The 12,972-nt window shown below is 36.7% G+C and carries 13 protein-coding genes; 1 reads left to right on the top strand and 12 read right to left on the bottom strand.

The features are described from left to right. Positions 1 to 5: 5 nt before the first annotated feature. Together J3U54_RS02770 and J3U54_RS02765 are read right to left on the bottom strand one after the other, a co-directional pair. Positions 6 to 1,460, bottom strand: coding sequence for a DASS family sodium-coupled anion symporter (locus J3U54_RS02770; protein WP_103752619.1), 1,455 nt, complete (start codon positions 1,458 to 1,460; stop codon positions 6 to 8). 65 nt (positions 1,461 to 1,525) lie between these two features. Continuing rightward, positions 1,526 to 2,833 (bottom strand): NCS2 family permease, encoded by a 1,308-nt coding sequence (locus J3U54_RS02765; protein WP_103752618.1) that lies wholly within the window; start codon positions 2,831 to 2,833, stop codon positions 1,526 to 1,528. 229 nt (positions 2,834 to 3,062) lie between these two features. Between J3U54_RS02765 and J3U54_RS02760 the strand changes: the two genes are divergently transcribed. Further along, the gene (locus tag J3U54_RS02760) at positions 3,063 to 3,857 is read left to right on the top strand and encodes a Cof-type HAD-IIB family hydrolase (protein WP_103752617.1); all 795 of its coding nucleotides are present in this window, start codon (positions 3,063 to 3,065) and stop codon (positions 3,855 to 3,857) included. A gap of 3 nt (positions 3,858 to 3,860) precedes the next feature. On the opposite strand, the gene J3U54_RS02755 is transcribed toward J3U54_RS02760, so the two are convergent. The 10 genes from J3U54_RS02755 to J3U54_RS02710 form a co-directional block, all read right to left on the bottom strand. Further along, positions 3,861 to 4,709, bottom strand: a complete 849-nt coding sequence (locus J3U54_RS02755) for an amino acid ABC transporter substrate-binding protein (protein ID WP_103752616.1) — start codon at positions 4,707 to 4,709, stop codon at positions 3,861 to 3,863. Further along, positions 4,699 to 5,364 (bottom strand): amino acid ABC transporter ATP-binding protein, encoded by a 666-nt coding sequence (locus tag J3U54_RS02750; RefSeq protein WP_103752615.1) that lies wholly within the window; start codon positions 5,362 to 5,364, stop codon positions 4,699 to 4,701. The genes J3U54_RS02755 and J3U54_RS02750 overlap by 11 nt, the downstream gene beginning before the upstream one ends. A 15-nt stretch (positions 5,365 to 5,379) precedes the next feature. Next, positions 5,380 to 6,021, bottom strand: a complete 642-nt coding sequence (locus J3U54_RS02745) for an amino acid ABC transporter permease (RefSeq protein WP_103752614.1) — start codon at positions 6,019 to 6,021, stop codon at positions 5,380 to 5,382. 226 nt (positions 6,022 to 6,247) lie between these two features. Beyond that, positions 6,248 to 6,934: a deoxynucleoside kinase gene (locus J3U54_RS02740; RefSeq protein WP_103752613.1), complete on the bottom strand. Its 687-nt coding sequence runs from the start codon at positions 6,932 to 6,934 to the stop codon at positions 6,248 to 6,250. 12 nt (positions 6,935 to 6,946) lie between these two features. Then, on the bottom strand, positions 6,947 to 7,597 hold the full coding sequence (locus tag J3U54_RS02735) for a deoxynucleoside kinase (protein WP_103752612.1): 651 nt from the start codon (positions 7,595 to 7,597) through the stop codon (positions 6,947 to 6,949). Positions 7,598 to 8,085: 488 nt separating this feature from the next. Further along, positions 8,086 to 8,610 carry an Asp23/Gls24 family envelope stress response protein gene (locus J3U54_RS02730; protein ID WP_103752611.1) on the bottom strand — a complete coding sequence of 175 codons (525 nt, stop codon included), beginning with the start codon at positions 8,608 to 8,610 and terminating at the stop codon, positions 8,086 to 8,088. Between the two features lie 16 nt (positions 8,611 to 8,626). Beyond that, entirely contained in the window at positions 8,627 to 8,809 is a 183-nt protein-coding gene (locus tag J3U54_RS02725; RefSeq protein WP_103752610.1) for a DUF2273 domain-containing protein, read from the bottom strand. Between the two features lie 11 nt (positions 8,810 to 8,820). Then, the gene (gene amaP, locus J3U54_RS02720; protein ID WP_103752609.1) at positions 8,821 to 9,375 is read right to left on the bottom strand and encodes an alkaline shock response membrane anchor protein AmaP; all 555 of its coding nucleotides are present in this window, start codon (positions 9,373 to 9,375) and stop codon (positions 8,821 to 8,823) included. A gap of 158 nt (positions 9,376 to 9,533) precedes the next feature. After that, positions 9,534 to 10,259: a glucosamine-6-phosphate deaminase gene (locus tag J3U54_RS02715; RefSeq protein ID WP_103752608.1), complete on the bottom strand. Its 726-nt coding sequence runs from the start codon at positions 10,257 to 10,259 to the stop codon at positions 9,534 to 9,536. Positions 10,260 to 10,426: 167 nt separating this feature from the next. Continuing rightward, positions 10,427 to 12,772, bottom strand: a complete 2,346-nt coding sequence (locus J3U54_RS02710; RefSeq protein ID WP_103752607.1) for an ABC transporter ATP-binding protein/permease — start codon at positions 12,770 to 12,772, stop codon at positions 10,427 to 10,429. Positions 12,773 to 12,972: the final 200 nt, after the last annotated feature.

Genomic DNA, 12,972 nt, shown 5'->3' with positions numbered 1-12,972 from the left:
TTTACTTACCACATTCCGATTACTTTCATCCAGCCTAGGCCAATAATGCCATAGACCAAAATATAAAAGATACCGAAAATAAAACTCATTTTCCACCATTCACTTTGTTTAACATAGCCGGTAGAAGCTAAAACAGAGGAAGCAGCACTAGAGTAATGTGTAGTTGATCCCATAATTGCTGAGAATAATGCTAAGAATTGTGCAGCCATTACTTTTGGAGCACCAGCAGCAATTGCAACAGTTAATAATGGCAAGAACATTGCTGAGTTGTGAGCTGTTGCACTAGCAAATAAATAGTGCGTGTAAAACAGTACTAATGCCAAAATAATTAAAGTTGTTAACCAACTAACGCCCTTCATGCTGCTAGAAATACTAGTCGAAATCCAACCGATAAAGCCGAATTGAGTTAGTTTCTCTGCCATAAATACTAAGATAGACAGCCAAATTAAAATATTCCATGCTCCTGTTTCACTTAGAATATCTTTTGGTGTCAATACGCCAGTTAACAATAAGAGAACAACAGAAATAAAGGCAATTAAAGTTGCGTCAATTCCTAAAGTACTTGAAAGCATCCATAGCGCTAACGTGACTACGAAGATAATAGCCATCATTTTCTCAGGCAAGGTTAACTTACCCATCTCAGCAAGTTTACTAGTAGCCCATTCCTTTGCATTAGGTGTTTCCTTAATCTCAGGAGGATAAATTTTGTAAACAAAATAAGGAACTACGAGTAAACAAATCGCTGCGGGAACGATACTTGCAGTAAGCCAAGGCATCCAGCTTAGTGTTACGCCAGCCTTACCCGCTAAAGCAACTGCAATTAAGTTCGGTGCGCAGGCAGTCATAAACAGGGACGAAGTGATGACGTTTACTTGAAATTCAGTAAAAATCAAATACGCGCCCATTTTTCTTCTTGATGGATCGTTAGGTTTAGAGCCATAAGTTTCTGCTAATGACTCAATTAATGGATAAACCACACCACCGGCTCTGGCACCATTAGAAGGAGTTGCCGGCGAAACGATTAAATCAATTGCTCCGATAGCATAGCCTAAGCCTAATGACTTGTGGCCAAACCACTTTACGAAGTAAAAAGCGATTCTTTGACCCAAACCGGTTTTGACGATTCCCCTTGAAATCATAAATGCCATTACAATTAACCAGGCAGAGGTATTGGAGAAGGCGTTAATAGCCCCTTTTTCAACCAATTTGCCGTTAACTACTTTATCTGCAAGTGGTACTAAGCCAAGGCAGATGGTTAATGTGAAGCCGATTAAGGTAACCCCACTGATTGCAATTGGCAATGTAATACAGCCAACAATTGTTGCAATGAAAATTGCTAGCATATGCCAAGCTTGCACTGTCACACCAGCTGGTCGTATTGGTGTTGTGAACCAGAAAACCAGTCCGAACAAAAGCGGAAAGATAAATTTCCGGTAATCTATTTTTTCTAATGTCTTCATGACGCTTCTTTCAATCTATTGCAAAATATAATAAATTAACATATTTATTTTATCATATTTCAAATTTAGAAGTTTAAGACCGCCAGAAAAATAATGAAGACTACGAATAGTACCCACATCATTGGGGTAATTTCCTTACCTCTTTTAGCTGCAAGCATACAAATTGGATAGGTAATTAAGCCTAAGGCTAGCCCATCTGAAATAGAGTAAGTTAATGGCATACCGATTAAGATTAAGAAAGCAGGGACGGCAATTTCCATCTTGTCCCAGTGAATGTGGGCAGTATTTTGTGCCATTAAAACGCCAACGATAATTAGTGCTGGAGCTGTAACATGCGTATTAAACAGACCTAATAGCGGACTAAAAATCATTGAAATTAAGAAGAAGATAGCGACAAAGACAGCCGTTAAACCTGTTCGACCACCAACGGCAATCCCGGCACTTGATTCTACGAACGCACCGACGGGGGAAGTTCCTAAAACAGAACCGGCCATCATTGCAGTGGAATCAGATGCCAAAGCTTTGCCGACACGTGGCATTTTATTATTTTTCATAAAACCAGCTTGTTGAGCCAAACCAATTAATGTACCAGCAGTATCAAAGAAGGTAACTAACAAGAAGGTTAAGACTACGACCCACATTTGAAGTGAGTTGATGTCTTTAACGTGAAAGACAGCTTGACCAAAAGTTGGCGCAATGCTTGGTGCCACTGAAATAATTTTGGTTGGCAGAGCAATTTGCCCTGTGGCTACACCAAACAAAGCAGCTAATACCATTCCGATGAAAATTGCACCAGGAACATTTAAAATCATCAGGATAACTGTTACTAACAGACCAAAAATAGTAATCCAAACTGCAGAATCATGAAGAGAACCTAGACCAACTAATGTGGATTTATTAGCAACAATAATGCCACCGTCTTGCATGCCCAAAAAAGCAATAAAGAGGCCAATTCCGGAAGAAATTGCAAATTTTAAATCTGCTGGGATAGCATTAATGATTTTTTCTCTTAATTTAAACATCGTAATCAGGATAAAGATGATTGAAGCAACGAAAACAGCTGCAAGTGCTGTTTCCCATGAAACATGCATCCCGATACAAACTGTATAGGCAAAGAAAGCATTGATTCCGAGAGCGGGAGCCTCACCAATTGGATAATTGGCAACTATTCCCATTAAGGCTGTTCCCAATGCACTTGCTAACGCAGTCGCAGTGAAAACTGCTCCTTTGTCCATCCCACTAGCTCCTAGGACACTAGGATTAACAAATAAGATGTATGACATACTGATAAAAGTAGTCAAACCGGCTAGAAATTCCACCTTGACACTAGTCTTGTATTTGTCGAGCTGAAAATAGCTCTTGATAAAATTCATCTAATCTCTCCTACAAAAATAATGTTCGTGTTTTTATTATAAACTAACAACTATTATAGTGTAGCACGCGAGTAGATAATTGCAAATGCGAATTATAGTAAGTGAAAATGACAATATAGGAAAGATTTTCGAACAAATTTAGCTTTGGCATAGATTGACCCAGTAATTCAAATACCGGTAAAATTAGTTAAAGTAACTAAGTCAGCTAAATTATAAAGAGGCAAAAAATATGGCAAAACTGCTATTTTCAGATATTGATGGAACATTAATCAATTCTAAATTAGAGGTAACTGCAAAAACTAAAGAAGCAATCCGGCGACAAATTATTAATGGCAATGTTTTTATACCGGTATCGGCTAGAATGCCCCAAGCAATTATGACAGCAGCGGGACAAATTATGAAAACTTGCCCAATGATTGCTTATAATGGTGCACTCGTATTAGACGAAATGGGACGGCCATTATGTTCAAAATATATGACAGCAAAGCAGGCAGCAGAAATCTGCACTTATGTCGAAGAAAAGCAAAATCAAACTACGTGGAGTGTATATAGTGGCTATGATTGGCATTATTTCCCAGGAAATAATAGTGATTTAATAAAGCAAGAAGAACAAATCGTGAAGGTCAAAGCTAAAACAAGCTCAATTACGCAAATTCAAGAGCTTAAAGGTGTTCATAAAGTGCTGTTACTAGGAAATCCTGAACAGCTGACTGAAGAACAAAAGGAGTTAAGCAGTAAGTATCCAGAGCTTGTAATAGTGAAATCTGCACCTAATTTATTAGAAATAATGGTTAAAGACGTTTCTAAAGGTGAGGGCGTTAAAATACTAGCCGAGGAGTTCAATGTTGATTTAAAAAATTGCTGGGCTTTTGGCGATAATTATAATGATGAACCAATGCTAAAAGTTGTTGGTCACCCAATCATAATGGGGAACGCACCTGCGGACTTAAAACGTCATTTTACTGATGTAACATCTGATAACAATCATGATGGGATAGCAGAAGTGCTTGATCAGTTAGAATAGTTATCACTTGGCTTTTAATAAAGGTGATTGTGCTTTGTTGCCAAACCATTTATGGTTGATTCGGTCTAAAGTACCATTTCGTGCGAGCTCTTCTAGACCTGCATTGACTTTTCGGCATAAAGTTGTATCGCTTTTCCGCATTCCAACTGCAAATTCTTCTTTTGGGAAAGGACTGTCGACTTCAGAAAATAATTCTGGTTTTTTCTCGTGTGAAATATAATAATTTGCGTAGGTGCTATCTATTAATAGACCTTGAATACGACCAGCATTTAGATCAATAAAGGCATTGGTGAAGGAATCGTAGAGAATTGGATCGTGTCCTTTAATTCTGTTAATAAAAACACGGGGATAATTCATGACATCGTTGTAACCAGATGATCCGGATTGCACTCCGAGTGTTTGTTGTTTCATATCAGCTGGCTTAAAGATTTTATTCCGGCGTAGTGCAACTAAAACTTGACTACTATATAAATAGGTTTTGCTAAACCTTACTTTTTTCTTTCTTGCCGGTGTTTTACTAAAACCATTCCAAATTAAATCAATTGTACCGTTGCGCAGCTCAGTTGTATTCATTGACCAGTCAATTGTTTGAAAACTGACCTTTAAGCCGTATAACTTAAAGACAGCATTTGCTAAATCGACGTCATAACCCGTTAACCGACCGTTTTTTTGTTGGAAATCCATTGGCACAAATGTATCGTCAACACCGACAATAACATAGCCTCGTTGCTTAATATGAGACCAATTATCGGTCGTGTTAGCTCGTTTGTTGAAAGAAATGCCACTGCACCCAGATAACATTACTAGTGCTAAAACTAAAACTATGAGGGCTGGAAAGCGTTTAGTCTTCATTTTCATAGCCTTCTCCGTTATCCAAAGCCTTGACTGTAAAAATACGATCAGCAACTTGATTGGCAAAATCCATGTCATGAGTAACAATGATCTGAGTCATACCATGATCTTGTTTTAACTGAAGGATTATTTCGCCGACTTTTGTACGTAAAGCAGGGTCTAGAGCAGATGTTGGTTCGTCATAGCATAAAATCCTTGGAGCCATTGCAAGAGCGCGGGCAATAGCAACCCGTTGTTGCTGACCGCCTGAAAGTTGGTAGGGGTAAAGTGAATCTTTACCAATCAGGTCAAGTTGCTCCAACAATTTTTGTGCTTTTTGCTCTGCTAATTTACGGTCTTCTTTGCGGACTAATATAGGTGCCAAAGTAATGTTGTCTTTAACGGTCAAATTAGGAAATAATTCGTAATTTTGAAAGACGACACCAATAATTTGACTCTTTTGGTTAGGAACGGCTGGATCAAATTCATGCTTATTCCAGAGGAAGTGACCGGAGTCAATTTTTTCAAGACCGCTTAAGCAGCGCAATAAGGTTGTTTTTCCTGCACCGGAATGGCCAACAATTGCTAAAATCTGTCCGTCAGGAATAGTCAAGTTTAATTTGTTTAGGATGACACGGGAACCAAATTTTTTGGTAATATCTCTTAATTCAAGCATGATAGTTCCTTTTCTCTATTTCCATTTAGAGTAATTATGTTCAATCTTTTTCAATACAAATGAAGCAATTCCCGTCATTAATAAGTAAATTATGCCTACTAAGACCAATGGAACAAGGGTTACATCACGTGCAGTTGCCACATTCCCAGCTCGTAACAGTTCGCCTAAGCCGATAACGTACACTAATGAGGTATCTTTTACCAGATTAATTACCTCGTTACCAATTGACGGAATAACAATTTTGCTTACTTGCGGAATAATAATATGTCGCAGAGTCTGCCAGTATGTTAATTGCAATACGTGCGCACTCTCATATTGCCCAGCTGGAACAGATTGAAAACCACCCCGAAAAATTTCGGCAAAATACGCGGTATAGTTTAAAACAAATGCAAAAAGGGCAGCATTATATCTCTGAAAAATGATTCCAATAATTGGCAAACCGTAAAAAATAAAAATTAATTGTAATAACAGCGGCGTTCCCCGCATAATCCATATATAAAATTTCAAAACTAGGCGTAATGGTTTAAAGTGTGAGACTAAGCCTAAGCTGACAATGATGCCAAGAGGAATAGAGATAACGAGTGTCCATATAAAGAGGATTAGCGTCATTTTTGCGCCAGAAAATAGAGAAGGCATGATTGAGATAATATAGTTCATTGTGTTCTCCTTTGTAGCAGCCGTACAATTCAGCTGAGTTAGTTGAATTCTAGGTGAAATTAAAATTACCTGAAAAAGTTACATAGAACAAGCATACCACAGTTTTTTTCTGATAAAGCATATGACTGTAGACTTTTTAAATGATATCGCTTAATTAAGCACTATCATTGCAAAATGGCAAAAAAAATCGCTTCTCTAACTTTTAAGTAGAAAAGCGATTAGATCTTTAGGCATCAATTTCAATTTTCGTTGACTTATCCCATGATTCAGGCAACTTGCCCATTTCCTTTAATTTAGCAACAATTTGCTCTAAAACAACTTCGCGAGCGTGCTCATCCGTCATAAAGTCAAGTTCATCGCCATTTATTTCCATTTTTGGCGAGTAGTCATAGTTTTCGTACCATGGCTTGTAATAACGTAAGAGCCGTTTGTAATAATCTTCAAGCGTTGCGTCATAACTGAGCTGTTCGTACGGTCGACCACGCTTTTGAATTCGTTTGAGCATTGTGTCATAAGAAACATTAATGTGAACAAGCAAGTCAGGATTTTTCTTTGGCATATGCTTTAGCTCATTCATCATATTATTCAAAAGCTCATAATAGGTGTCAACTTCTTCAGTAGTTGCGCGGCCAATGTCTGCATTCATTTGGAAAAAGAGTGCATCTTCATAGATGGAACGATCAAGCACATTGTTATCATCGGTTAGCGCATCTTTGATACTACGAAAGCGTGTATTTAGGAAAAAGACTTGCAGTAAAAATGCATATTTCTTAGGGTCAGCATAAAAAAGTGGCAAGACAGGATTGTCGTCAACACTTTCATAGAAAGGCTTAGTTCCTAAATATTTAGCTAAAATACTGGTTAGACTGGATTTACCGGCTCCAATTGGGCCACTTAAAACAATAACTGTCATCACGTTCCTTCTTTATTTCAAATTGCCGATTTCACGCAATTTATTATCAATCTGGTTCAAAACTTCTTTTTTAGCGTCTTCGTTACCGATGAAATCATACCGATCACCGTCAATTGCTATTTTGGCAGATGCATCATAGTTTTCATACCATGGTTCATAGTAGCGAATCAAACGTGCGTAGTAATCTTTCAGACTAGGATCAGTACTGATTTGCTCATAAGAACGGCCACGTTTTTCAATGCGTTTTAACATTGTGTCTAAAGATACGCGAATGTAAATTAATAAGTCAGGCTTTTTGCTTGGATTTCCAGGAGTATCCTCCATCATATTTTCAAGCAGACTGTCATAAATTTTAAATTCAGTAGGGTCGGCAACCTTACTTTCAGCGTTCATCTGGAAAAAGAGTGCATCTTCATAAATTGAACGATCGGAAACGCTATTTTTTTCTCTGACTGCCTGATTAATTTGAGCTAACCGATGGTTGAGCAAGTAGATATTAAGTAAAAAAGTGTACCGCTTCATGTCCTTGTAATATAAAGGAAGAACTGGATTATTATCAACTCCCTCATAAAAGGCCTGAGTACCTAAATGTTCGGCTAAAATACTGGTTAAACTGGATTTACCGGCTCCAATTGGCCCGCTTAAAACAATAACTTGAATCACGTTCTTTCTTAAATACAATATATAGATTCTTATCTAGTTTAATACGAGATATAGTGGCATACAAGTAAAAAGTTAATTGAAATTGCCACTAAAAAGTCAAGTGATTTTGTATAAAATAGTTAAAAAATTTACTGAGTACAACCAAATATTTTTCAATATTTAGATCAATAGTTATTGTTTCACGTGAAACCAAGTAACTGAGCAGTGCTAAAAAAACAGTCGTCAATTTTTGGTATATTATTTTGTTTTTAAACAGTAATAAGCTGGCAATATTTTTATGCAATAACTGGTATAAAATTTAAGAGGTTATCTTAGTTGTTAATGGCGGTAGATTTAGTTATTGCTACATAAAAAATCCAGCTAAATTAGACGGCTTTTGTGCTATTTTGCTTTGATAAAAAGTACTTCGTTTCACGTGAAACCAAAAAAGTGACGTAGCATTTAAGTGTACTACTTCACTTTTTAAAACTTATCCTGCTAAAGGGTGATTATTTAACGCGGTCTTCTTTTTTATCTTCGACTTTGTCTTCAACCTTATCTTTTTGTTCGCCAATCTTATCCTTGGCATCTTGTGTTGCACCGGTAATCCGATCTTGCAGACTGACTGAATCTTTTTCGTGTTCTTCTTTAGTCTTAATATCAACAACGGTGACATTAACTTCAACCGTGTCTAAGCCCGTCATTTCCTTAACCTTGTCGTAAATCTTTTGTCTGATTTCATCATAAAGTTTAGGAATTTCAACACCGTATTCAGCAATAATTTCGATATCAACTGCTACTTGCTTTTTACCAACTTCAACATTAACACCATTGGTAACATCATCGTTGTTAACAATCTTGTCAGCTAAGTTTGAGAAAAAGCCGCCGTTAACATCCAATAAGCCTTTAACATCGGAGAGGGCAATACCAATAATCTTTTGAATGACTTTTTCGTCATACTTTAAGTCGCCCTTAATTTCTTGCTTTGAGCTGCTTGAGTTGTTTGCACTACTTTGATTATTATTTTGTACCATATTAAGTTCCTTTCAATTATTGTTTACTTACAAGACTTTTCAGCAGGGGCCAATAGTGTCCGACTAAAAAACCAACTACTAACATTACGACTACAAAAATAGTTTTAAAAAATCCTAGTCCCAAAAAACAAAATGCTAGTAACAAGCCGATTACAGCACCGCATATTTCTGGGAGGTGTTTTTGTAAAATTTCGTTCATTTCAGCCTCCTTTATTGAACGCGCGTCTCTGGTTTATCGGGGTTTTGATAATTAACAAATTTGATTTTGATCTTTGGCTTCTGTTCAATTCCCAATAACCGGTTAAGGTTGTTCTTTAACTCTTCTAAGTAATTTTCGAGAAGGGCACTAACATTTTCACCGCGCCCAAGATTACCACTAATTTTGATGTTGATCTTATGATTAGTGAGTTTTGAATCAACCTTGACTTTATTAATAAAAGGCAAATCTGCCAATGAATTCATGACGTAGCCATTAATTGCTTTGCTAGTAACTTTGACTTGTCCGTCATGCTTGTGAATCAAAATAAAGTACCTTTGAACAGGCCAAAATAGGACAACTAATAAACTAATAATTAAAACTAAAAGGACAACAGCGCTGACAACGATTAAATACCATTCTAGTACTGGATTTAGTGTCCCCATACTGGGTAGTTTAATCTTTAAATACTTTTGCCAAAAACCACTAGTTTCCCATAGAAAGTAAATTGGCAAGGGTAATAATAAAATCATTAACACTACCAGTAACCACTTTTTACTTCGCTTCAACTTATCACCATCCTCTCATGATTCAACTTAATCATAATACGGATTATTTTGTTAGCCTAGCGATATGCACCAATTTATATCTGCTTAGGATTTACTGTTTTAGGACACAAAAAAAGATGCATGAATGCATCTTTTTTCTATCTTTGTTATTTTATTATTTAATTCTTTGCACTAGCACTAAGCTTACTTGCAGCAGCATTATCAACAATAAGTGTTACATTATCATGTTTTTGCAAAATTGAAGCAGGTACATCTTCGGTTACAGGGCCTTCAACCATCTTCTTAACAGCATCCGCTTTGTTTTCACCAAAGGCCATAATGACAATCTCTTTTGCTGCCATGATATTTGCAATACCCATACAAATTGCAGATTTTGGCACATCTTCAATCTTACTGAAGAAACGTGAATTGGCTTGAATGGTATTTTCAGTCAATTTAACTTCATGAGTTACCGAATCAAAAGGTGTTCCTGGTTCGTTAAAAGCAATATGACCGTTTTGACCTAAACCTAGAAGCTGAATGTCGATTGGATTTTCAGCGATAATTTGGTTGTAATCATCAGATGCACCTTGTGGATCATTAATTGCTTTTATTCCATCAGGAATGTATGACTTTTTAAAAGGCTTCTTTGCAAACAAGTTTTTTTGCATGAAGTAATGATAGCTTTGATCATTGTCAGAAGTTAAGCCAACATATTCGTCAAGGTTAATACTGATCAAATCAGAGTTATCAAGATCACTTTCAGTCCATTCTTGATATAGACCTACTGGGGTAGAGCCAGTTGCTAAGCCGATTACCTTAGCACCATTGTTAATGCTTTTTTCAAAAAGCTTGAAACCTTCAGTGCTGCCATTTTCTTTACTATCTGTAACGATGATTTTCATAATTATGCCTCCAAAATATCTTAATGCTAATTATAAATTGGCATATACCAATCTGTCAACTAGCTAAAAAAAGAAACATAACTTTTATTCAAAAATTTTTGGCAAACAAAAAACAATTATTATGGAAGCATGTTTCACATGTAACATAATAATTGTTTTTAACGATTTTATTCACTTCTTAAAGCAATCGCTGCGTCTTTCTTAGCTGCCATTCGTGCAGGTAAGTGTCCACCTAGTACGGTTAAAATAGTAGAAATAACTATTAAGATTAGCGCGTGAACTGGATTAAGTTGTGCGACATTTGCAAGATCGGTCATAGAATATAAGACGCTATTAATCGGGAAAATAAGCAATTGGGCAATGACGATACCTAATACACCTGAAAAAATTCCTAAGATAAATGTTTCGGCATCAAACACACGGGTAATGTCTTTCTTTCTTGCTCCAAGAGCCTTTAAAATACCGATTTCTTTGGTTCGTTCTAGTACTGATGTGTAAGTTAAAATACCAATCATAATCATCGAAGTTACAAGCGAAATTGCTGCAAAGGCGACTAGTACAGTTGTAATTCCGCTGAGTAAACCACCAGTCATGGAAGTAACTGCGCTCGACATATCAGTGTACAGAATCTGATCTTTCTTCTTTTTACCCTTATTCCACTTATCAAGGTAATCTAAAACCTTGTCTTTGGAATCAAAATCATTAGGGTAGATCATAATCCCTGCAGGAAGAGCAGAGCCCCCGATGGATTGCATCATTTGCTTCTTAACAGTGGCATTCATATTTTGCCCAGTCATGACGTTGCGAGAAGTCTTTTTCTGAGCTTTGACGATAGCAGAGTTTTGATTCTCATCAATAATTTTAACAGCTAATTTATCGCTGTAGACAATACCTTCAGAAAGTAGGGCCATTGAATCTTCATTCTTTGGTCGAATCACGCTGACAAGATGTAATTTGATTTTGCTATTATCATACATTGTCTTATCAGGCTTTTTAGGAACAAACATGCCAGTTGGCAATTCCTGATAATAATTATTGTTAGAAACTACCTTGAATTCCTTGCCGATTAGCTTGTGATAGTCTAGTTTTTCACCGGACTTAATTTTAATGCCAAGATTCTTCAAGACATTAAGATTAAGCGAATTTTTATTATCCACTACCATAACTAAATCGGTTGCCTTGCTAGGCCATGTACCCGAGAGAAGTTGGTAGTTATCTTTAAGGAAGTTTCCTTTGCTTTGGTCAAGCGAAGTTGGGAAAACTGATGATCCCATAAAGGATACACTAGCAGCTTGGGATTGCATCTGTTCGTATGCTTGTGAAGCAGCTGTTCCAGCTGGAAGGGGTGAAAACTGAACGGGTTTGATCTGCCCATTATTATTACCAATCAGATTAAGGCTGACACCAACTTGATAAGAAATATTATTGGCATATTTGGGGTTGATTTTTTTCACATAATTAATGTATTCGCGCGTAATTTTGTTTTCATGGGAAGATTTTTGTAGTCTGTCCTGTTTAGCGGTGATATAACCCCGATTTTTAACATTTTTGTTAGCAGTGTCACGATCTCTAATACTATTAAGATCAGTTGCAGTCTTCGTAATTGTTACCGGATACTTGGCCAAAGCCTTGCTCATTGTGGTATCAATTTGTTTTTGAAAACCATTGGACAGCGCCAAGACGATAGCAATTGAGATGATTCCAATACTAGAGGCAAACGCAGTTAAAGTAGTTCGCCCTTTTTTAGTCATGATGTTGGTAAAGCTTAGTTTGATAGCATTCCAATAAGACATTTTTGTCCGTTTTAAATTAAACGTGTCTTTCTCATTGTCAGGTGTAAATGGATTGGAGTCATTTAGAATTTTGCCATCTTGAAAATTAACGATTCGCGAAGCATACTCTTTAGCTAGGTCAGAATTGTGAGTAACCATGACAACAAGTCGGTCTTTCGACAATTTCTTGATTAGCTTCATGATTTGCACCGAGGTTTCAGTATCTAAAGCACCGGTGGGCTCGTCACACAAAAGAATATCAGGATCGTTGGCAAGTGCACGTGCAATTGCGACCCGTTGCATTTGACCACCAGATAACTGGTTAGGATTTTTTGAGATGTGATCTTTTAATCCAACTTCTGTTAAGGCGTCAATCGCACGTTTGCGTCTTTCAGATGCAGGAACGCCAGATAGGTTCATTCCCAACTCAACGTTTGCGATAATTGATAAGTGTGAAATTAAATTATAATTCTGAAAAACAAAGCCGACGGAATTGTTACGATATGCGTCCCAATCGGTTTCCTTAAAATTTTTAGTTGATTTGCCGTTAATAATCAAGTCGCCACTGTCATAGCGGTCAAGGCCACCAATAACGTTTAGCATCGTCGTTTTACCCGATCCACTAGGGCCAAGTATTGCCACAAATTCCTGGTTTCGAAATGAAATGGACACATCATCCAAGGCATGCGTCACAGAGTCGCCAACATGATAAGACTTGCGTAAGTTCTTTAATTGAAGCATTTGCTGTTTTCCTTTTCCTTTTGATTATTTGATTAAATAATTATAAAGAGCAGTTTAACATTTATAAGTAAGTAAATCTAAAGTTAGTTACTAATGTTTAGAATATATTAACTTTGTTGCAATAAAATAGCTAATTAAAAATTGTTTTTATAAAACAAAAAGCATATTTCTTAGAAATATGCTTTGGACTTAAAGTTGAA

This window comes from Lactobacillus sp. B4007 (genome assembly GCF_026535895.1).
GTDB lineage: Bacteria > Bacillota > Bacilli > Lactobacillales > Lactobacillaceae > Lactobacillus > Lactobacillus panisapium.
This window is presented reverse-complemented; position numbering and strand designations above follow the sequence as displayed.

Bases quoted from the DNA above. Each gene is read 5' to 3' on its own strand.
- J3U54_RS02770 (WP_103752619.1), bottom strand. From the start codon at position 1,460: ATGAAGACATTAGAAAAAATAGATTACCGGAAATTTATCTTTCCGCTT.
- J3U54_RS02765 (WP_103752618.1), bottom strand. From the start codon at position 2,833: ATGAATTTTATCAAGAGCTATTTTCAGCTCGACAAATACAAGACTAGT.
- J3U54_RS02760 (WP_103752617.1), top strand. From the start codon at position 3,063: ATGGCAAAACTGCTATTTTCAGATATTGATGGAACATTAATCAATTCT.
- J3U54_RS02755 (WP_103752616.1), bottom strand. From the start codon at position 4,709: ATGAAGACTAAACGCTTTCCAGCCCTCATAGTTTTAGTTTTAGCACTA.
- J3U54_RS02750 (WP_103752615.1), bottom strand. From the start codon at position 5,364: ATGCTTGAATTAAGAGATATTACCAAAAAATTTGGTTCCCGTGTCATC.
- J3U54_RS02745 (WP_103752614.1), bottom strand. From the start codon at position 6,021: ATGAACTATATTATCTCAATCATGCCTTCTCTATTTTCTGGCGCAAAA.
- J3U54_RS02740 (WP_103752613.1), bottom strand. From the start codon at position 6,934: ATGACAGTTATTGTTTTAAGTGGCCCAATTGGAGCCGGTAAATCCAGT.
- J3U54_RS02730 (WP_103752611.1), bottom strand. From the start codon at position 8,610: ATGGTACAAAATAATAATCAAAGTAGTGCAAACAACTCAAGCAGCTCA.
- J3U54_RS02725 (WP_103752610.1), bottom strand. From the start codon at position 8,809: ATGAACGAAATTTTACAAAAACACCTCCCAGAAATATGCGGTGCTGTA.
- J3U54_RS02715 (WP_103752608.1), bottom strand. From the start codon at position 10,259: ATGAAAATCATCGTTACAGATAGTAAAGAAAATGGCAGCACTGAAGGT.
- J3U54_RS02710 (WP_103752607.1), bottom strand. From the start codon at position 12,772: ATGCTTCAATTAAAGAACTTACGCAAGTCTTATCATGTTGGCGACTCT.